This window comes from Vibrio sp. JC009 (assembly GCF_029016485.1).
GTDB lineage: Bacteria > Pseudomonadota > Gammaproteobacteria > Enterobacterales > Vibrionaceae > Vibrio.
Genome location: NZ_CP092106.1, coordinates 1,733,713 through 1,754,035, shown reverse-complemented (window position 1 = coordinate 1,754,035; position 20,323 = coordinate 1,733,713). Strand labels below are relative to the sequence as shown.

Genomic DNA, 20,323 nt, shown 5'->3' with positions numbered 1-20,323 from the left:
AACTCCCCCTTCTATTAGCTTTATCAATCAGTTAGGCTTTTTTACTTAAGGGGGAGAACCGTTCTCTGGTCACGTTAGCTTTTGTGTATAGGAGTCAGTCATGAGCTGATTTTTATACACAAGTTCAAGGAGTTAAAGAACACTCCTCCCCTTAGCCTCGAAAGGCTGGATTTTCAAAGAAGTAACATCGAAGGGGAGGCTGGGAGGGGTTGTTTCTTAGAGGTTCAAGGTTTTGCGAATTAGAAAAGTTTCGTGTAACCAACCCCCTCTAACTCCCCCTTCTATTAGCTTTATCAATCAGTTAGGCTTTTTTACTTAAGGGGGAGAACCGTTCTCTGGTCACGTTAGCTTTTGTGTATAAGAGTCAGCTCTGATACTTCTACTGTGTGAATTATTTGAACTAAAACGAAGTATGAACAATATAATTAGTATCAACCCGCTTCCCAAGATAAAACGAGTCTTTCAGAGGGTTATACATAATTCCGGTAATTCCTCTGTCGGTTAGCTGTGTTTTATCAATCAATCTCAACAATTCGGAAGGCTTAATAAACTTGCTGTGATCGTGCGTGCCTTTGGGCACTATTCCTGTGATGTATTCCGCGCCGACAATGGCGAACAGGAACGATTGAATATTTCTGTTCAGGGTTGAGAAGAAGACATGCCCGCCGGGTTTTACCAGTTTGGCGCAGGACTGAACTACAGAAAGCGGATCTGGCACGTGTTCTAGCATTTCCATGCAGGTAACCACATCGTATTGCTGCGGGTTCTGTTCGGCGTGCTCTTCAATGGTTTGCTGGATATAATTCACTTTTATGCCACTTTCCAGAGCGTGCAGCTTTGCGACTTGCAACGGTTCTTTACCCATATCTAAGCCGGTAACGTCCGCGCCTTCTTTTGCCATGCTTTCTGAAAGGATTCCACCACCACAGCCGACATCCAGAACTTTTTTGCCAAACAGCCCGTCAGCGCACTCTAAAACGTACTGCAGGCGAGGGGGGTTAATTTGGTGAAGCGGCTTGAATTCGCCTTCTAAATCCCACCAACGCTCTGCCATATCTTCAAATTTTTTGATTTCTGCCGGGTCGACGTTTGCTTGTTGAGTCTCTGGAGTCATGATTTTGATTCTTTTTCTGATAGAGGTTAATTAATACCAATCACTGAACAGCTAATTACTGGTATTGGTATAACCGATTATATACAAATAGATGAAACAGATGCATCCTGCTTTTTTGGTTACTTTTAATCTGATTATTTTTGGACTGAAAATACGCCATTTTTCAGAAAGATAGATATCAATTGTGTGTTTTCTGTGCGACTTCAGCAAAACTTTGCTCACAAGCTTATAAAAGAAGAGGGAAAGTTATGCCGATCCGGCGAGTTTTATGTTATATTTTTCGACCTTGTACTATAGAGGGATATTGGCTCTATGAGCGATCTAGCTAAAGAGATCACGCCCGTTAATATCGAAGATGAGCTAAGAGGTTCATACCTGGACTACGCGATGTCTGTAATCGTGGGTCGTGCTCTTCCTGATGTGCGTGATGGCCTGAAACCTGTACACCGTCGTGTTCTTTTCGCGATGAATGTACTGGGTAACGACTGGAATAAACCATATAAAAAATCTGCCCGTGTTGTGGGCGACGTGATCGGTAAATATCACCCGCATGGTGATAGTGCTGTTTATGACACAATCGTACGTATGGCTCAGCCATTCTCGCTGCGCTACATGCTTTGTGATGGCCAGGGTAACTTCGGTTCTATCGATGGTGACTCAGCAGCTGCGATGCGTTATACCGAAGTTCGCATGTCTAAAATTGCGCATGAACTTCTGGCTGACCTTGATAAAGAAACAGTGGATTATGTACCAAACTACGATGGTACAGAGCAAATTCCTGCTGTTCTTCCGACAAAAGTTCCTAACCTGCTGGTTAACGGCTCGTCCGGTATCGCGGTAGGTATGGCAACCAACATTCCGCCACATAACCTGACGGAAGTTATCGATGGTTGCCTTGCATACATTGATAATGAAGACCTCACTATTGATGAACTTATGCAGTACATTCCAGGTCCGGACTTCCCGACAGCAGCATTAATCAGTGGCCGTAAAGGCATTGTTGATGCTTATAAGACTGGTCGCGGTAAGATCTATATGCGCTCTAAAGCGGATATCGAGGCCGATAAGAATGGCAAAGAGACCATCATTGTTACTGAAATTCCTTATCAGGTGAACAAAGCTCGTCTAATCGAGAAGATTGCTGAGCTGGTTAAAGATAAGAAAGTTGAAGGTATCAGTGCACTGCGCGATGAGTCTGACAAAGACGGTATGCGCATTGTTATCGAATGTAAGCGTGATGCTGTGGGCGAAGTGGTACTGAACAACCTGTACGCTCAGACTCAGCTTCAGACTACTTTCGGCATCAACATGGTTGCGCTGGACAATGGCCAGCCTAAGCTGTTCAACCTGAAAGAGATGCTGAAGTGCTTCGTTGATCACCGCCGTGAGGTTGTGACTCGTCGTACTATCTTTGAACTTCGTAAAGCCCGTGACCGTGCTCATATCCTTGAAGGTTTAGCACTTGCACTGGCAAATATCGATGAAATCATTGAGCTTATCCGTCGTGCGCCGACGCCAGCGGAAGCAAAAGCAGGTCTTACTTCACGCGGCTGGGATCTTGGCAACGTAGCAGCAATGCTGGAGCGTGCAGGTACAGATGCGGCTCGTCCGGACTGGCTTGAAGCGCAATACGGTATTCGCGATGGTCAGTACTACCTGACAGAGCAACAGGCTCAGGCAATCCTTGATCTTCGTCTGCAGAAACTAACCGGCCTTGAGCATGAGAAGATTCTGGACGAATACAAAGCACTTCTGGAAGAAATCGCTGAGCTGATGCATATCCTTGCCAGCACTGAGCGTCTGATGGAAGTGATTCGCGAAGAGCTTGAAGCGGTTCGTGAAGGCTTTGGTGATGAGCGTCGTACTGAAATCACAGCAGCTTCGCACGATATCGACATGGAAGAGCTGATTGCTCAGGAAGATGTTGTGGTTACGCTGTCACACGAAGGTTACGTTAAGTACCAGCTGCTAAGTGATTACGAAGCGCAGCGTCGTGGTGGTAAAGGTAAGAGCGCGACTAAGATGAAGGATGAAGACTACATCGAACGTCTGCTGGTGGCCAATACTCACGACAATATTCTTTGTTTCTCTACCCGTGGTAAGGCGTACCGTCTGAAGGTGTATCAACTGCCTCAGGCTACCCGTACTGCGCGTGGTAAACCTATCGTTAACATCCTTCCTCTGGAAGAGAACGAGCGTATTACTGCGATTCTGCCGGTATCTGAATACTCTGAAGATAAGTTTATCTTTATGGCGACCGGTGACGGCACTGTTAAGAAGACATCACTGGATCAGTTTGCAAACGTGCGTTCTAACGGTCTGATCGCTGTTAACCTGCGTGAAGATGATTCTTTGATCGGCGTTGATATCACTGATGGCGATAGCGACATTATGCTGTTCTCGAAGCAGGGTAAAGTGGTTCGCTTTAAGGAAGAACTGGTTCGTGCAATGGGCCGTACCGCTTCCGGTGTTCGTGGTATGAAGCTGGCAGATGACGATCAGGTGGTTTCACTTATCGTTCCTGCTAACGAAGGCGATGTACTGACAGTCACTCAGAATGGTTACGGTAAGCGTACTGAGCTTGAAGAGTACCCGACTAAAGGCCGTGCAACACAGGGTGTTGTATCTATTAAGGTTTCTGAGCGAAACGGTCCTGTCGTTGGTGCCATTCAGGTGGAAGACGGTGATGAGTTTATGATGATCACCGACGCTGGCACACTGGTTCGTACCCGCGTTGCTGAAGTAAGCCAGGTTGGCCGTAATACCCAGGGTGTTACGCTAATCCGTACCGCTGAAGATGAAAGCGTAGTTGGCCTGCAGCGTATCGACGAAGTTGAAGAAGCAGAACTTCCGGAAGAGGAAGCCGAAGGTGCAGAAGCACCAGAAGCAGTTGCTCCTGAAGCGGACGCGGATAACAGCGAAGAGTAATCTTTTCTACTGAAATGAAAAATGGGCTGGTTTTAGCCCATTTTTTTTGTCTGCTAATTACCCAAATAATTCACTATGTGTGCCTATCCGGGCTAGTTGTAGTGTGCTGTGTTCTATTCTATAGATTAATACTAAGTCAGGTTTTACGTGACAATCCCTGAAACCAGCCCAATTACTTGTTAATGGATGATCTACAAACTTCTCTTCAAGTGTTTCACCTCTCTGCAGTTTTGATACTACATATCCAACTTCCATGATGTCAGAAATAGGCTTTTTAGTTACCTTCTTGAAGTCTTTCTTAAACTGAGTGGAATACTCAAGAGCGTACATGGCTAACTTTACTATCCGTGAGTTCAGATATCAGAGCATCAACCGATTCCGCTTTATGACCCTTACCCTGAGCGAGTTCTTCCATGGCTTGCACAGTTGTGGTGTTAGGTTGAGGTGCTTTTATCTCAAACGGAATGCCGCCGTGATTAATTACTGCCTTAGCGAATAGTTTGAGTGCTTGTGAAGGACTTAATCCCACATCATCACAGATCTGAGTAAAGGCCATTTTGGTGTCATGATCAATTCGGGTACTTAGCATTTCGGTTTTCATAAAATCGTTCCGTGTATTACTATGTATTACATTGTAGCACGGGCTCGTAGTTTGCCGGTATGGTTTATTTTCCATCCAGGTCTCCCATTAAGATGATTCGTTAGAGGATATTCTTTAACGGAAATGTATGTGATCTCTACAGCTTGTAATTACGAGTCTTATCTAACTTTTTGCTGGCAGTAATGTTATTATTCCTATCACTAATTTCTGATAATGTCTGTCGTATGCCAGTTATAACTCTTTGTATCCTTGCGGTTATTTTTATTTTTGTTAGTCATCAATATTTCGGCAGAAAAGCGGCTGCCAGAACGTCACTGGTGTTTGCTTTGTCGGTTGGTGCTGTCACTTTGGTGCTTTGGTTTTCAGAGTTTGACCAGTCGGAGAAGCTGGAAGTGGCACAACAAAAAGCTGAGCAAAAAATTGAAGCAGAACCTAAAACGGTCGACGAGCTAATTGAGCAGATTGAGAATCAGTTAAGAGAAGACAGAAACAACTCTAAGCTTTGGTACGAACTGGGTCACGGCTATCTGGCTTCAGACCGGTTTGAGGATGCTTCCCTTTGCTTTAGTTATGTACTTCGCCTTGAAGATACGCCAGCGGCATCTGTATTAGCGGCAAAAGCTACCGCAGATTATTACGCCAACTCACAAAGAATAAATAAAAATATTCAGGCGCTTTTAACGGAAGCCTTAGAGAAGGATGAGTTTAATTACCCTGCGCTGATGCTGATTGGTAACGACCACTTTATCAGTTTCCGTTATCAGGAGGCGATAGACACCTGGCAGAAGATTCTGGATTCAGAACGCCAGGGTCTGGACCGGGTTACAGTGATCAACTCAATTAATAGAGCGAAGGCGATGTTGTAGGCTTGCAGATCTTCACCGATGCAAGTGCTATCAGGTAGTAGGCCAGCAACTCTGTGCCTTCTTCTGCTATCTGTTTTACAATCCGGACGTAGTTGTCGTCCATTACCGCTTTCCAGAAATCTCCCATCCCGACCAACCGGCTGAATACGACCAAAAGCGTGGTACCGAGGATCAGCAACCCAAAGTGTTTGTTAGTAAGAAGGCTAAGTAGCTGGCTGTGACTTACACTCATTTTGCTGAAAAACACATAGAGCCCTATGCCTGCAATAAGCAGGGCAGGGAACGCCCAGAATCCATGTACGACAAAGTCCAGCCAGTGATCCATTTCCCGGACAAAAATGACAGCATAAAAGCAACCAAACAAAAATTTTGCTCTGTTAAAAGGGTATTGCTTAAAGGCAGCGCCGAGAAAGCTGTAAGCTGCGACTCCCGCCAGAATTTGCTGACTCAGTTCGGTTAACGATGATTCGCTCAAGGAGTCTGCGTAAACGATGCAGTCAAGGTAGACGGTCAATATCACGAGTAATGAGACGGATAAGAAATCGATAAAGGTTAGAAACCGCGCTTTTAGTATCTGATTAATCTCCGGATGCGCTACTGTTTCCCGGACATTAGCGTCATTCCAAAGATCCAACTTAGACCGTTCAAGTTTTATCATTATTATTTCTTCTTGTTGTAACAATACGGCTAATGGTATTTCGAAGAAAATTGAGAACTGTGATCTAGATCATTTTGACTGTCATAAAAATGTAAAATCTAATAAAAGAGTTAAATATGCAAATGATTTAAGTGGCAGGTATTTGTTTACTGAATAGCGGAAAGGAAAAAGCCAGCAGAAATCTGCTGGCTTTGGGGATTAACGGAGTTATTTAGAAGCGTTAGTAGTTGTAATTCGCTTCGCGAGCTTCTGCTTTCTTCTTCCACTCAGGAACAAGAGTTTCTAAGAATTTCTTCTTATCAGCATTCATCTTATCCATGTCCATACCCAGAGCAGCTTGTGCTTTCTCTTTAGTAGAGATGTCAGGGATTTGGATTGGATCAGTGATGCCTTTCTTAGCCAGAAGACGAGCAAGTTTAGTACGAGCGTCTGTTGCTGCATCTACAGCAGTACCCAGGATTTCAAGAGCAACTTCAGGAGCGTGCATATGAACGCCGTGAGATGCAATTGCGTAGTCCCAACGCCACTGAGCATGACGGATATCCATCAGGATGTCTTTCATTTCTGCTTCAGTTGCGCCAGCTTTCCAGGCTTCACCAGCTTCGAAGTGAGCTGCTACGATGTGTTTCTCAGCAGTAAGCTTCATGTTAGTAACCTGAGCTTTACGAGTTGAAACAACACCTTGCAGGAACTCTTTCTCTTGAGTGTGACACTGAGCACAAGTTACGTCGAACGAGTCAAGTGGGTTACCCACTTTGTGGTCTGTGTAAACTGTACCGTCAGCTTTTTCAACTTTAGGCATGTGACAGTCTGCACAAACAACGCCGTTCTTACCGTGGATACCAAGTTTCCAACCTTCAAAGCCAGGGTGCTGTGCTTTCAGCATAGGCGCTTTAGAAACTTTGTGTGTCCAGTCTTTGAAGTTAAGATCGTCGTAGTATTTTTCCATCTGGTCAACGTTAGTACCGTTGTCCCAAGGGAATTTCACAGACTTGTTAGGACCAGTGAAGTAGTATTCTACGTGACACTGAGCACAAACAGCTACTGACTTATCAGCATCGTCCATTTCATCAAATGGCATGTTGATAGTTGCAAATGCGCGCTCTGCATAAGGGCGAGTTAGCATAAGCTCAGCAGATTCGCCGCTCTTGAAGTCATCGCTCTTAGTGTTGTGACAGTCAGAACAACCGATAGCGTTATTGATTTCATGACCCAGACGAGCCCACTTACCTTGGAAGTAGCCGTCTTCACCTTTTTCATCGATTACGCGAGCTACGTCAGGGCTCTTACAGCTCCAACAAGCCATTGGCATTGGACCAGTTTTCTCATCAACAGGACCGCCGGTACGTAGTGTGTTTTGAACATCATTCACTGCGTAGAAGTGACCGCGAGCTTTGTTATAGTCTTTTGCAAAACCATAGCCAGCCCACATAATTACCATATTTGGATCATGCGCCAGTGCATCTTCAATTTCTGAGCTTTCAGAAGTTGCCTTCCAGGACTCGTATTGATCTGCATGTGATGCTTCGAACTGTTCGTTTCGAGGATCACCTATTTTATCTGCTGCAGCTACATTTGCTGCACCAAATAGCATGCCAGCAGCCAAAATCGATAGGGATTTCGTCATCCAGTGCTTTTTCATGGTGTTATCTCCATGTTTGTATTGTTTATTCCCAAAAAACTCCGTTACTTTTACCAGCGTTGTGGACTAGTTTAAAAATAAGGATATTGAGTATTACAGACGTAATATTAGCTAAGGATTTTACTTTTGTATTTGGGAGATTTTTCAAACTTGTTTTAGATCAATTTATACAGGTGATCTGGAACACGAAATAATTTATTTAACCCTAAAGGGGTATTGGGGGTGTTTTGCTGAAAAATAATAAAAGGTGATCAGTAACTTATTAGCTGTCAAATAACCCTAATTAGGTATTCATTTTCATTTAATATTATTGATGAGTTTATCCAATTAAAACCGCCTAACTTTCAATCAGTTAATAAGGTGGAATACTTGATCTGGCTCACTAAAACGCATGCTGTTTTGTTGTGTGAAATAAAAAGATACTTATATAATAACGCCACTAGCGTTGTGGCTATTTAGAAATGGGAATTATTATTATTTGGGGCTTGTAAAAGCTCCAAATTTTAGTTGCGTCCTGCAATTATTATTTCGATTACAGGAGTTGAGTAAATATTTTACTTTCAGTGGAAGAGTATTTAAGAAAACAGGCTTGTAATATTGGCTGTTTTATACTTTTTTTACATTGTGAGTTGTCAACATACAAAGATATAAAGGAATAATATGGCCAATAGTAATTTGACCATAGCCGTAATACTCAAGAGTCTTCTTATATTATGTCTCTATGGTTTTTCAGTGAATCAGGCTGTGGCTGCGACAGGTAGTACTGCCGAACAGTCTGAAACAGCCACAAAAACGGTGAAGCTAAAACTTGCCAAAAGTGACAAGAGATGTCTTCAGTGTCATAAACAGGCTTCTAAGTCACAGCATGTCACCCACGGGCAAGATGCTGCAAATATTCTTGGCAAATCCATCAGCTGTGTTGATTGCCACAATAAAATCGGTTCTAAGCACAGAAGAAAGTCTGACAAAGTGGTTAAGTATTCCTCTGCTCAGTCTAAACAGGGAACTAAGAAAAAACTGCTGACTCAGGATGAAGTGCTTAAGGCCAATCAGATGTGTGTGGATTGTCACGAGCCGAAGCAACTTCAGGAAGCGAACTGGACTCATGATGTACACGCTTTGAATCTTACCTGTTCTAACTGTCACGATGTCCACCTTTCATCTAAAAATAAACCAGTTAAGCTGGTTAAGAAAAGAAAGCCTAAAGATCCGGGCGTGAATGTCCTTCTTTTCGATGACCACAAAACTAAGGTTAAGATGTGTGTTGACTGTCACTCTGACTTCAACCAGCTAATGCAAAAGCAGGAGGCAGAGTAAGATGAGTTGTTCAAGACGAAATTTCCTTACTGGTGCCGGTGCAGTCATTGTGACTACTGGTGTGGCCGGTACAAGCATGGTGTGCGGCAATAAAGTGCTGGCAAACACCATGGAAGATGGCGATAAGCGCTACGGCATGGTGCATGATGAAACTAAATGTATTGGCTGTACTGCGTGTGTGGATGCCTGCCGGGAAGTTAACTCGGTTCCTGAAGGTGTTACCCGCCTGAAAATTGAACGCAGTGAACCTCAGGGTGAGTACCCGAATGTGGATTACCGCTTTACCCGTGTTTCCTGTCAGCACTGTGACAACGCGCCTTGTGTGATGGTTTGTCCTACCGGTGCGGCGTATAAAGATGAGAAAACCGGCATTGTTGATGTAGACAAAGATAAGTGTGTCGGCTGTGGCTACTGTATTGTGGCTTGTCCTTATCAGGTGCGTTTCTTCCATCCTATCGAGGGTTCTGCATCGAAATGTAACTTCTGTCGTGATACTAATCTGGCAGCAGGTAAACTTCCTGGCTGTGTTGAAGCTTGTCCGACCAAGGCTCTGACTTTTGGTGATCTTAACGATCCAAACTCAGAAATTAATGCAGTACTGAAAGACAAAGTGGTATTCCGCGAGAAAGCGCACTTAGGTACTAATCCTAAGCTTTACAAAGTTCCACATCAGAAAGGGGAGATTTAATCATGGCTGAAGCATTTGCTGTTCCTCTTGTCTGGGACTGGATTATTGCGGTTTATCTGTTTTTGGCCGGTATGTCTGCCGGTTGTGTAATGATCTCGCTTTACCTTAAGCGCAAGGTCATTGAAGGCGACCCTGCCCGCGATGGTGTTTTGAAAACCATGGCCTGGGCGGCACCGTTCGGTATTATTGCCGGTTTGACTATTCTGGTGTTCCACCTGACTAAGCCGCTGATGTTCTGGAAAATCATGATCAACTTTAACGTTACTTCGGTAATGTCTATGGGTGTGATTCTGTTCCAGACTTATATGATCTTCCTGTTTGCCTGGATTGCGATTATTTTCAGAAAAACCATTATGGATTTTTTAAATACGCTATTCAGAGGCAAACTGAACTTTGTTGATAACATCATTGCGAAGCTAGAGAAGTTCGAAAACAGCATTGAATGGCTTCTGGCGATTCAGGCGTTCGCTCTTGCTGCTTACACAGGTTTCCTGCTGTCTGCGCTGAAGAGTTTCCCTATGCTGAATAACCCAATTCTGCCAATTCTGTTCCTGTTCTCCAGTCTTTCATCTGGTGCGGCGGCGAGCATGCTGTTTGGTACGGTGGTGTTTAAAGAGTCAACGGGTAGTGCGACTATTAAGTGGGTGCACAGTTTTGAGCGTCCGGTTGTACTGTTTGAGCTGTTTGTTCTTGTGGCTTTCTTCACCGGTATGATTTTCGGTGGCGGCAGAGCACAGGAAGCGGTTTACGCAGCAATCGGAAGTGGCTTCTGGGCTTCGTGGTTCTGGTGGGGAGTCATCGCCTTTGGCATGCTGATACCGCTTGCTCTGAACACCTTTGCGCCTTCTGAAGTGAGACACAAAGTCGGGTTTGTGGCACTGGTGACCACATTAAGCTTGATTGGTGTTTTGATGTTGCGTACGTTTATTCTGTATGCTGGTCAGTTGACCGTAGTTTAGGGAGTTGGTGTTCCAACTCCGTCGTTATCGTTGTGAAGGCGTAGTGGGACATTTAAATCCTGTCGTCATTCCCGTGAAAACGGGAATCTGGCTGAAGCGCGTTGTATGGTTTAAGGTTTGCCTTTACTCTACAACGCGTTGACAGTAGATCCCGGATAAAAGCTTCGCATTTTCCGGGATGACGTTGGGGATATTCCAACTCCGTCGTCATTCCCGTTATGACGATAATATGATGTTTCTTCAAGGGTATTATGTTAGCTGAAATCGGACACTTTTCTCTTCTTCTCGTTGCAGTCTCCTCTCTGCTTGCCGTTGTAAAATCTCTGTATGATATAACGCTCAGTAAAAGTGAGCCGGTATCTGTTCAATTGACGGCGGCTCATTTCAGTGTGGCTTTTTCTCTGATATCGGTTTTTGCACTGGCAGGCTGTTTTGTTTACGACGACTTTTCGCTTGCTTATGTTTCATCCCATTCGAATTCTCAGCTTCCGGTTTTCTTTAAAGGCGCCGCTGTCTGGGGCGGACATGAAGGCTCTTTGCTGTTTTGGGTGGTGATGCTGGCTTGCTGGTCATCGGCAATTGCCTTTATCAACCGGAAAATTTCGGCTCGCTTTTTAAATTATGCGCTTTGCTCATCGCTGTTTTTAGTCTCAGCATTTGCCTTCTTTACCCTTTTTGCATCCAACCCTTTTGAAGTGAACGCCATTATCCCTGAAGAGGGAAGGGACCTTAACCCTATGCTTCAGGATGTGGGACTGATTTTCCATCCGCCACTTTTATACGTTGGCTATATCGGTTTTGCCTCCAGCTTTGCTCTGGCGATGGCAGCTTTGTGGAATAAGCAGAACGAAGAGCAGTGGCTGCTATATGCAAGAAAATACGCCCTTTTTGCCTGGAGCTTTCTAACCGCAGGAATTGTACTGGGTGCCTGGTGGGCCTATAACGAACTGGGCTGGGGTGGCTGGTGGTTCTGGGATCCGGTTGAAAATGCCTCTTTGTTGCCATGGCTTACCGGTACGGCGCTGCTGCATAGCCTGATTGCCGGCATTCACAGAAGGTCGCTGGTTCGCTGGTCTCTGTTTCTTTCCTTTATGACCTTTACCCTGAGCATACTGGGCACCTTTGTGGTGAGATCGGGAATACTGACCTCGGTTCACGCCTTCGCCGTGGATCCGACCCGTGGCATTATCCTGCTTCTTATTCTGTTTGTTCTGGTTGTTGCCGGGTTTGGCTCGCTGCTGGCGCGCTCTGATAAAGTGAGCTCAGAGCCGGTGCAATCGGTAATGAGCAAAGATTTTCTGTTTATGCTGGGCAATATTGTTTTCTCTGTTGCCATGCTTACGGTTGTTCTGGGCACCTTTTATCCGATGCTTTTCCAGCTTTTCGGGCTGGGTAAAATCTCGGTAGGTGCGCCATATTTCAACGCCTTGTTTGCACCGCTTACCTTTGTTGCCCTGCTGCTGATGGCGGTTGCTCCCTGGTTAAACTGGGGGGAGGAAAAAGCGCCGGCAGCTAAATCAAAACTGCTGGGCATTTTGATTGCTGCTTCACTGATTTTAGGGTTTGTCTTATACCGTGCTCAATATGCACAAACTGAGATGATGCCGCTTGTGACGTGGTCACTTTCATCTTTTGTTGTGCTGACGCTGATTCTGCGTTTACTCAGACTTCCGGATAATGCCATACGTCTGAAAGTACTGCCTATGTTGCTTGCTCACCTTGGCGTAGCTATTGCTGCAGTCGGCTCTTCCATGAACGCTTATCACTCTGTGGAAACCAGCGCCAAAATGGCCGAGGGGAGTGAGGTTGTCTTCAGCCGCTTTGATCTGGACTTTGAACAGCTGGAGCTGTTTGTCGGACCAAACTATACGGCAGAAAGGGCGCATATGAAGGTAAACGGCGGTTTGTATGTGATTCCCGAGCGACGCCATTACGCGGTACGGGTGATGAATATGACTGAGCCGGGCATAAAAAATTACTGGCATGGTGACTTGTATATTACTCTGGGCGAAAAGCTGAAGGATGGGAGTTTTGCTGTGCGTATTCAGTATAAAGCGTACGTGATGTGGCTCTGGTTCGGTGGCATACTCATGGTTATTGGTGGTGGACTTGGGCTTTTCACCAGAAAAGATCTGAAGGTTGTAAATGTCGGACAGTAAAAGCAATTCAAAAATGAAACTGGGTATTTTCGCGCTGGTTATCGCCGTGGTATTCGGGGCGTTTATTTATGCACTGGAGGGCGATGTAACAGCGTCCAACCAGGCCATGCTTAATCAGCCTGTGCCTGAATTTACGCTTCAGGATTTAGCGGAACCGTCGGTTGAAAGGCAAACAAAAGACGTACTGCCGGGAAAATATTCGCTGCTTAATGTCTGGGCTTCATGGTGCGCAGCGTGCAGGGAAGAGCATGGTTTTCTGATTGAGCTGAAAAATCAGGGCGTGCTTATCTACGGGGTTAATTACCGTGATCAACGTAAAGATGCATTAAAGGTGCTTGATGAACTAAGCAGCCCGTATCAGTTTACCCTTTATGACCATCAGGGTTCGCTGGCGCTGGATCTCGGCGTTATCGGTGCGCCTGAAACTTTTCTCATCAGTCCTGATGGAAAGATACTCACCCGTTTTAGCGGTGTTCTGGATAGGAAAGTCTGGGATGAGCAGTTTGTCCCTATGATGAAAGAGGCAAGATAATGCGCAAAGCCATTCTGTTTTTTGTTCAGATTTTTATCCTGACGCTTACCTTTACTGCTTCTGCTGAGCAGTCCGTTGATTCTCAGATTTTCTATGACAGTAATAAAGAGATTGCGATTAAAGCGGATCTGTTTGAGTTTGACAGTGAAGAGCAGCGGATGCAGGCGACAGAGCTGGCCCGTCAGCTAAGATGTCCGCAGTGCCAGAATCAGAACCTGATAGAGTCTAACTCTCCGGTGGCGAAGGATTTACGCCTTCGGGTTTTTGAGATGGTCAAAGCCGGTGATTCTGAAGAGGAAATTGTGGAGTATATGACGCAACGTTTTGGCGAGTTTGTGCTTTATGACCCGGTGGTTTCATCCAGAACCTATGTATTGTGGTTCCTTCCTTTGCTGCTGTTGGTTATCGGTGTGGTCGTTGCGGTTAAGAGCGTTTCCCGCAAAAACTGAACTGCTTGATTTCCTTACTTTCTGTAGGTTGATAATTGATGGTTTTGTTATAACATAACAGCCATCAATTCTGATTCCGACCTTGAATTTTCCATACAAAGTCCCAATCATTAAAGCATTCGGAAATAGTGAGCAATAAATATGGCTGAAGTCCGCGCCAGAGTAGCATTAAAAGTAGGATTGAAAAGCGACATCGACGCTGAAATCCTGTCATTCAGCGGTTTAAAAAGCGATAAAGAGCACGTGGCTCTGATTTTTAAATCTGCCGACCAATCAGAGAAAACCCCTTTAGTTCGTATGCATTCAGAGTGCCTGACCGGGGATGTATTCCATTCTTCCCGCTGTGACTGCGGAGAGCAGCTTGATGAGACCATCAATAAGATGGGCCAGGAAGGCGGGATTATTCTTTATTTGCGCCAGGAAGGACGCGGTATCGGGCTGTATAACAAAATTGACGCCTATACGCTGCAAAGCCAGGGTATGAACACATACGAAGCAAACAACCACCTGGGTTTTGGTGATGATCTGCGTGACTTTACCGATGCATCCATGATGCTGAAGGCACTTGGTATTACTAAGATTCGCCTGGTGACGAACAATCCGAAAAAAATCAATGATCTGAAAGAGCTTGGTATTGAAATCGAAGAAGTGATTCATACCATAGCGCACGTAAAAGACGGCAATGAGAATTACCTGAAGGCGAAAGTGTCACACGGTAAGCATCAGTTAGATATTGATTAATCCCGAATTTCTCGTTTCCCTGTTCTGCAGGGAATGACGAATATACGTGAACGCTGAGCTTTCCCGGTCATCCCGGAAATTGCGGAGCTTTTATCCGGGATCTACTGTCAACGCGCTGTAAAGTAAGAAATAGCCACACACTCTACAACGCGCTTTGATAAGATTCCCGCCTTCGCTTGACTCTTATACACAAGTTTAAGGAGCCAAAGAATGCTCCTCCCCTTAGCCTCGAAAGGACGGATTTTCGAAGAAGTAGCATCGAAGGGGAGGCAGGGAGGGGTTGTTGCTTAGCGGTTTAAGGTTCTACGATTTAGTTAACTTTTGTATAACCAACCCCCTCTAACTCCCCCTTCTATTAGCTTTATCAACCAGTTAGGCTTCTTCACTCAAGGGGGAGAACCGTTCTTTGGTCACTTTAATATTTGTGTAGAAGAGTCAGGCCTTCGCGGGAATGACAAGCTTTGAGTCTGCATGACCGTATCCCGAGCTCAGGAATCGCATGACTTTTTATACGAATCATTTCAAATTTAATAAATCTTCCCCGAATTATTCCTTCCTCCCATAAATTATTTGCCATAATTTAATATATCCGGATAGCCTCAATTTGCTTTGGGCAGTGCGTGTTGTGTGAGGGGTAAAAAGTGAGAAGATTTTATATAGTGTTAATAACATTGCTGTTTTCCCTTACAGCACATGCTTTTGAAGATTTTTACCAGCAAAACTGGGTAGTAAGAAACAGTCCGCTGGACGCTACCCTGGTTAACCGTGACCATCTTGGTGCGCTCTACCGGCAGCGTGATTTTCAGTTTATCTGGTTTTCTCCGCAAGCTTCGCAGCAGTTAGAAGCTCAGCTCTCTTTTCTCTATTACTCCAATATCAGCCCGGACTTTTCAAAGCGTTATGAAAAGCTACGCATGTACCGGCTTCAGCATGACATGTTTTCCTACGATATTCTGGCGACGGATACGCTGATAAATTACGTCTCTTATGTGAAATCCGCTGCTGCTGAGGGCGGCAGCTGGTATTACACAGCGCCGGTGAGCCAACCTCTGAGCGGGTTTGATACCAAGGATTTTCAGGCTCTGGTGAATGCGATTAACGGGCAGAAGTTAGAACAGTACATACACAGTTTTGCGCCACCAAATTTTGATTATTACCAGAGTGCGGCGAAAGATCTGATCCATTTTATCGGGTTGGGGGACACCGGTGTTTATCATCAGCGCGGGTTAAAGCGAAAAGGGGATGCGCTGAAAAGTAAGCCGGAGCTTTTAAACCGGCTGGAAGTTGCGGGGATGGATATTTCTGCGGTGAACAGAGAAAACCGTTTATTCGACAAACCACTTGAGCGGGTCGTTAAGGCATTCCAGAAACAGCACGGGATAAAAGTGGACGGGATCATTGGCGAAAATACGCTGGGCTGGCTTAATTTCCCGCTTGAGGACAGGCTGAGATCGCTGGCAATCAATGCAGAAAGGGCCCGGCTGGTACCAAAGAAACGTGACTCGCTTATTGTGGTGAATGTACCGGGGTTTAATCTTTCTTACTGGCATGAAGGCGAACCTGTGTTCAGCGCCAAAGTGATTGTGGGACAACAGGAGCGCAAAACACCAATAATGAATATCCGGCTTTATTCTATGGTGGTGAATCCAACCTGGAATGTGCCGAAAAAAATTTTCTATGAAGATCTGCTCCCTAAGATACAACATGACCTGACATACCTTGAGAACTTCCATTTTAAGATTCTGAAAAATGGTTATGACGGTGAGGAAGTCGACCCCACCACCATAGAGTGGCAAAACTATACCGAGGATACCTACTTTCCCTATCAGGTTCGTCAGGATGCGGGGGCGCGTAATGCGCTGGGGTATTACAAATTTAATACGCCAAATAATCATGCGATCTATCTGCACGACACTCCTTCAAAATACCTGTTTGATACCGACACCAGAACTTACAGCTCCGGCTGTATCAGGATTCAGCATGCAGAGAAGTTTGCCAGCATTCTTCTGGAGACTCAGGGAATCAAATCCGACCTTATTGAGGTGAAAGAGAGCAATGAAAAAGTGTCGATCCCTATGAAAAAGTCTATCCCGGTATCCATTATTTATCAGACTGCCTGGTATCAATCGGGCTATATAAATTATCGCAAAGATGTATACGAGTATGATATGCGAAAAGGTGAGCTAAATAATAAAGAAGATTTCTCAGTTATTTTATCGAACTATCAATAAGTTGTAAAAAAGTGGTTGTAAATGACCAACTAATTGTTGACTGGTTAAATAATATACTATACCTTTTATTCCTGACAGATTTGTAACTTAAAAGGTTGTGTACTCATGCTGAGCAGACGTAACTTCTTAAAGCTTACAACAGGAAGTGTAGCTTTAGCATCAATCGCCCCAAGTATTGTATTGGCATCATCAGTGGATAAAAGCCAGATGATCCCTCGCGAAATCAGTCTTAATAACCTGCATACCGGTGAAAGACTAAAAACCTGCTTTTTCGATGGCGAAAATTTCGTTGAAGAAGCGCTGGACGATATTGCACGCCTTTGCAGAGATTTCCGTCGCAACGAAGTATTCCCTATCGATAAACGTCTTCTGGTTCAGTTAGACAATATCAGAAACCAGCTTGGCACCACTGCTGAAATTCAGATTATCTCAGGCTACCGCTCTCCGGCGACTAATGAAATGCTGGCAGCTAAATCAGGCGGTGTAGCAAAGAAGAGCATGCATATGCGCGGTAAAGCCATCGACTTCCGTATCCCGGGTGTTGACTTAAAGAAGGTGCAAAAAGTCGCACTGGCGCAGAAAGCGGGCGGTGTGGGCTATTATGAGAAAAGTAACTTTGTTCATATTGATACCGGTCGTGTAAGGTTCTGGTAATTTAATACTGATTCATTGAAGGGGCGCTAAATGCGCCCCTTTACTTGTTTGGTCTCTGATGTCATAGTCTTCTCTCTTCAAAAATAACCCGAGCAAAGTTATGAGTTTAAAATACAAAGTCGTTCCCGTTACTTCATTTGCGCAAAACTGTTCTATCGTCTGGTGTGATGAGACCATGAAAGGTGTGGTTATCGATCCGGGTGGTGATGAAAAGCAGCTTTCTGCACTCATTAAAGAGCTCGGTGTTGAAGTCGAAACCCTTTTGCTGACTCATGGTCACCTTGACCATGTTGGCGGTACGGAACGTCTGGCAGAAATGGAAAGCGCACAAATCGTTGGCCCGCATAAAGACGACAACTTCTGGCTGCAGGGCCTGGAAGGGCAGAGCCAGATGTTTGGTTTTCCTCTGACTACTGCATTTGAGCCAAACCAGTGGCTGGTTGAGGGAGATGAAGTGACTTTCGGCAATCAGTCAATGAAGGTAATTCACACGCCGGGCCACACGCCGGGTCACGTTGTTTTCTACAGCGAAGAAGCAAAACTGGCGTTTGTCGGTGACGTTCTGTTTAACGGCGGTATCGGCCGTACCGATTTCCCGAAAGGCGACTTTAATACGCTGATTGATTCAATTAAAACTAAACTCTGGCCTCTGGGCAACGATGTTGAGTTTGTACCGGGACACGGGCCTTCTTCGACTTTTGGCCGGGAAAGAGCCAGTAATCCGTTTGTAGCGGATGAGATGCCGTTGTATTGATTTTTTATGTTTATATTTCCCTCAATAACTACAAATCCTTCCCAAATTTTGGTATAAAACGCGCTTTGTATTTTTAAGTGCTGCTATGAGTGCGGCAAATGAAGGAATCAAATTAAATGAGACTTGCTCATAAACGTAAAGTGCAGATGAAACTGCAAAAGCGTCTGAAATTAACTGTTGGCACTAAACTGGTTACTCCACAGGCAGAAAAGAAAACTGCTGCGGTAGCTGAAAAAGTGGTTGCAGAGAAAGTTGAATCAGTAGCGAAAAAAGCAGAAGTATCTCTGACTCCAAAGCAGCAGCAGGTACTGGATATCGTTGCTAAGAATGCTGAAGGTATCAACCCTAAAGGTATCGGCCTTGAAGCGGGTCAGGAAGACGCAAAAGCAGCATCCTGGGCGACAGGTGCGCTGAAGAAGCTTCTGGAAGAAAACCTTGTAGTTAAAGAGCAGCTTGCGGGTAATAAGGTTATCTATAAGGCTTGCTAATTCCCGTTGCGGGAGGGGACCAGGGTTATTGGGCCCTGGTTCCTGGGAAAGTGTTTGTTGGAAGGCTTTCCCAAAAAGTACCGTTAGTGTACAGCCTCTCGTTCCCATGCTTATATGGACTCCCGGGTGTTGTCAAAAAGTTTATTAGAACAGAGGTCAGATGCTTGCTTATATACGGGCTCTAACTGAGGAGCTACCTCGGCCTCTTCGATGTATTCGCACCTTCATGACTTTATCTCCCGCACGGTAGTTTCTACCTGAGCATGGGCCAGTCTCTTGAAGGTTGGTCTTACCTGTTTGTTCTTACGTTCTTTTTGACTAACCTGGTATTAAGCCACAAGTGGTTGTGGCTTATATTCCTCATCACTTTTTATCATGGCAAGAGCCGTTCTCACCGTTTTATTTGCCAAAGCAATAGCTGCAACTTTTTTGCCTCGCCTTGTGGTCAGATCTTTAAGCCATTGCTCTTTTCCTGTCCGGGCTTCTCGTTTTTCCAGTTTACACACAACTGTTAAGGCTCCTCGAAAGAGTGCACTACGCAACATGTTGTGACCACACTTTTTAGCGATAGAACCTATTTTCTGTTTACCACCACTACTGTGTTGAACGGGTGTTAACCCCAGACAAGCTGAAGCTTCTCTACCCTTACTAAAATGCTCTGCCTGGCCTAACGCTACTTTTAATAAAACTGAGCATACTGGGCCAACCCCCTCCAGAGCTTGTAACCGCCTGCACACTTTATCTTGCGCTATTGACTGCTGTAGTTGTTGTGTAAAAGCTTCTACTTGCTCTATCAAATTTATAAACTGCTCATACATCTGACTCAGGCAAGCTCTAAACTGGCCGGTTAATCCGTTATCAGCGTCCTCAAGAACATAAGGAATGGCTTCTCTCAATGCTTTATCACCTTTAGTGATCGGAATGCCAAACTCCAGTAAATAGGAACGCAGTTGATTACTTATACTTACCTTCTGCCTAACCAGTAGATCTCGCATATGAACGATGGATTGCTGACACTGCTCTTCAACGGTTGGTATGCGACAGGATTTTATTTGAGATTGCGTAGCTGCGATAGCAATGGCAATAGCGTCATTGGCATCGGTTTTTTGGCCCTGCCTGAATGCAGCTGCCCGACGTGGGGCAATAGCCTTCACTTCATGCCCTTGCTCTTTAGCATATCGAGCCCAATAGTTGGTTGTACTGCATGACTCCATTGCTACCAGTGTTGCTTTTTCCCTGGCTAAAAATTCCAGCAGTTTCTTACGGCTCATTTCTCGATTAAAAATAATCTTGCCATCGAAATTCATCTTACAGACCTGAAAAACACTCTTTGCAAGGTCAATAGCAATAACGGTAGAATATTTCATGTATGGACTCCTTTTGTAAAAGTTTGGTCGCTTATTACGCTACTCCTGAGGGAGCCGGGAGTCCATACATCTCCTGCGTGGGAATGTATATGGACTCCCCCTGTAACACAAGTGGTTTAAGATAATAAGAGTTTATGCAAGTGCACGTATATTCGGTTTCATCATGGGGCGCTAC

19 protein-coding genes are annotated in these 20,323 nt (G+C 44.9%); 13 read left to right on the top strand and 6 right to left on the bottom strand.

The features are described 5' to 3' along the window. Window positions 1-400 precede the first annotated feature (400 nt). A complete protein-coding gene (gene ubiG / locus L3Q72_RS07995; RefSeq protein WP_275129429.1) occupies window positions 401-1,114 on the bottom strand; it encodes a bifunctional 2-polyprenyl-6-hydroxyphenol methylase/3-demethylubiquinol 3-O-methyltransferase UbiG in 714 nt (237 codons plus the stop codon). Window positions 1,115-1,426: 312 nt separating this feature from the next. Between ubiG and gyrA the strand changes: the two genes are divergently transcribed. After that, window positions 1,427-4,042: a DNA topoisomerase (ATP-hydrolyzing) subunit A gene (gene gyrA, locus L3Q72_RS07990; RefSeq protein WP_275129428.1), complete on the top strand. Its 2,616-nt coding sequence runs from the start codon at window positions 1,427-1,429 to the stop codon at window positions 4,040-4,042. A 57-nt stretch (window positions 4,043-4,099) separates the two neighbouring features. Here gyrA and L3Q72_RS07985 read toward each other — a convergent pair whose 3' ends face one another. Together L3Q72_RS07985 and L3Q72_RS07980 are read right to left on the bottom strand one after the other, a co-directional pair. Further along, window positions 4,100-4,372 carry a type II toxin-antitoxin system YafQ family toxin gene (locus L3Q72_RS07985; protein ID WP_275129427.1) on the bottom strand — a complete coding sequence of 91 codons (273 nt, stop codon included), beginning with the start codon at window positions 4,370-4,372 and terminating at the stop codon, window positions 4,100-4,102. After that, window positions 4,359-4,643 (bottom strand): type II toxin-antitoxin system RelB/DinJ family antitoxin, encoded by a 285-nt coding sequence (locus L3Q72_RS07980; RefSeq protein ID WP_275129426.1) that lies wholly within the window; start codon window positions 4,641-4,643, stop codon window positions 4,359-4,361. Before L3Q72_RS07980 ends, L3Q72_RS07985 begins: the two co-directional genes overlap by 14 nt. Before the next feature lie 224 nt (window positions 4,644-4,867). Between L3Q72_RS07980 and L3Q72_RS07975 the strand changes: the two genes are divergently transcribed. Then, on the top strand, window positions 4,868-5,509 hold the full coding sequence (locus L3Q72_RS07975; RefSeq protein WP_275129425.1) for a hypothetical protein: 642 nt from the start codon (window positions 4,868-4,870) through the stop codon (window positions 5,507-5,509). Here the strand turns inward: L3Q72_RS07975 and L3Q72_RS07970 are convergent. Continuing rightward, complete coding sequence (locus L3Q72_RS07970; RefSeq protein WP_275129424.1) at window positions 5,484-6,167, bottom strand: hypothetical protein; 684 nt, start codon at window positions 6,165-6,167, stop codon at window positions 5,484-5,486. The two genes, L3Q72_RS07975 and L3Q72_RS07970, sit on opposite strands and share 26 nt — an antisense overlap. Window positions 6,168-6,387: 220 nt before the next feature. Then, complete coding sequence (nrfA, locus tag L3Q72_RS07965; protein ID WP_275132088.1) at window positions 6,388-7,794, bottom strand: ammonia-forming nitrite reductase cytochrome c552 subunit; 1,407 nt, start codon at window positions 7,792-7,794, stop codon at window positions 6,388-6,390. A gap of 675 nt (window positions 7,795-8,469) precedes the next feature. Between nrfA and L3Q72_RS07960 the strand changes: the two genes are divergently transcribed. The 11 genes from L3Q72_RS07960 to L3Q72_RS07910 all read left to right on the top strand — a co-directional run bounded on the left by L3Q72_RS07960 (window position 8,470) and on the right by L3Q72_RS07910 (window position 18,781). Further along, window positions 8,470-9,126, top strand: a complete 657-nt coding sequence (locus L3Q72_RS07960; protein ID WP_275129423.1) for a multiheme c-type cytochrome — start codon at window positions 8,470-8,472, stop codon at window positions 9,124-9,126. Between the two features lies 1 nt (window position 9,127). Continuing rightward, window positions 9,128-9,814 (top strand): cytochrome c nitrite reductase Fe-S protein, encoded by a 687-nt coding sequence (gene nrfC, locus L3Q72_RS07955; RefSeq protein ID WP_275129422.1) that lies wholly within the window; start codon window positions 9,128-9,130, stop codon window positions 9,812-9,814. Between the two features lie 2 nt (window positions 9,815-9,816). Beyond that, entirely contained in the window at window positions 9,817-10,773 is a 957-nt protein-coding gene (gene nrfD, locus L3Q72_RS07950) for a cytochrome c nitrite reductase subunit NrfD (protein WP_275129421.1), read from the top strand. A 251-nt stretch (window positions 10,774-11,024) separates the two neighbouring features. Continuing rightward, window positions 11,025-12,932: a heme lyase CcmF/NrfE family subunit gene (locus L3Q72_RS07945; protein ID WP_275129420.1), complete on the top strand. Its 1,908-nt coding sequence runs from the start codon at window positions 11,025-11,027 to the stop codon at window positions 12,930-12,932. 13 nt (window positions 12,933-12,945) lie between these two features. Beyond that, on the top strand, window positions 12,946-13,464 hold the full coding sequence (locus L3Q72_RS07940; protein ID WP_275129419.1) for a DsbE family thiol:disulfide interchange protein: 519 nt from the start codon (window positions 12,946-12,948) through the stop codon (window positions 13,462-13,464). Beyond that, window positions 13,464-13,913 carry a cytochrome c-type biogenesis protein gene (locus L3Q72_RS07935; RefSeq protein ID WP_275129418.1) on the top strand — a complete coding sequence of 150 codons (450 nt, stop codon included), beginning with the start codon at window positions 13,464-13,466 and terminating at the stop codon, window positions 13,911-13,913. Before L3Q72_RS07940 ends, L3Q72_RS07935 begins: the two co-directional genes overlap by 1 nt. Window positions 13,914-14,054: 141 nt before the next feature. Next, window positions 14,055-14,654, top strand: coding sequence for a GTP cyclohydrolase II (gene ribA, locus L3Q72_RS07930; RefSeq protein WP_275129417.1), 600 nt, complete (start codon window positions 14,055-14,057; stop codon window positions 14,652-14,654). A gap of 659 nt (window positions 14,655-15,313) precedes the next feature. Next, window positions 15,314-16,885 (top strand): L,D-transpeptidase family protein, encoded by a 1,572-nt coding sequence (locus tag L3Q72_RS07925; protein ID WP_275129416.1) that lies wholly within the window; start codon window positions 15,314-15,316, stop codon window positions 16,883-16,885. Window positions 16,886-16,990: 105 nt separating this feature from the next. Continuing rightward, complete coding sequence (locus L3Q72_RS07920; RefSeq protein ID WP_275129415.1) at window positions 16,991-17,539, top strand: DUF882 domain-containing protein; 549 nt, start codon at window positions 16,991-16,993, stop codon at window positions 17,537-17,539. A gap of 100 nt (window positions 17,540-17,639) precedes the next feature. Then, window positions 17,640-18,293: an MBL fold metallo-hydrolase gene (locus tag L3Q72_RS07915; RefSeq protein WP_275129414.1), complete on the top strand. Its 654-nt coding sequence runs from the start codon at window positions 17,640-17,642 to the stop codon at window positions 18,291-18,293. 116 nt (window positions 18,294-18,409) lie between these two features. Further along, window positions 18,410-18,781: a MarR family transcriptional regulator gene (locus L3Q72_RS07910; RefSeq protein ID WP_275129413.1), complete on the top strand. Its 372-nt coding sequence runs from the start codon at window positions 18,410-18,412 to the stop codon at window positions 18,779-18,781. Between the two features lie 329 nt (window positions 18,782-19,110). Here L3Q72_RS07910 and L3Q72_RS07905 read toward each other — a convergent pair whose 3' ends face one another. After that, window positions 19,111-20,148 (bottom strand): IS110 family transposase, encoded by a 1,038-nt coding sequence (locus L3Q72_RS07905; protein ID WP_275129398.1) that lies wholly within the window; start codon window positions 20,146-20,148, stop codon window positions 19,111-19,113. Window positions 20,149-20,323: the final 175 nt, after the last annotated feature.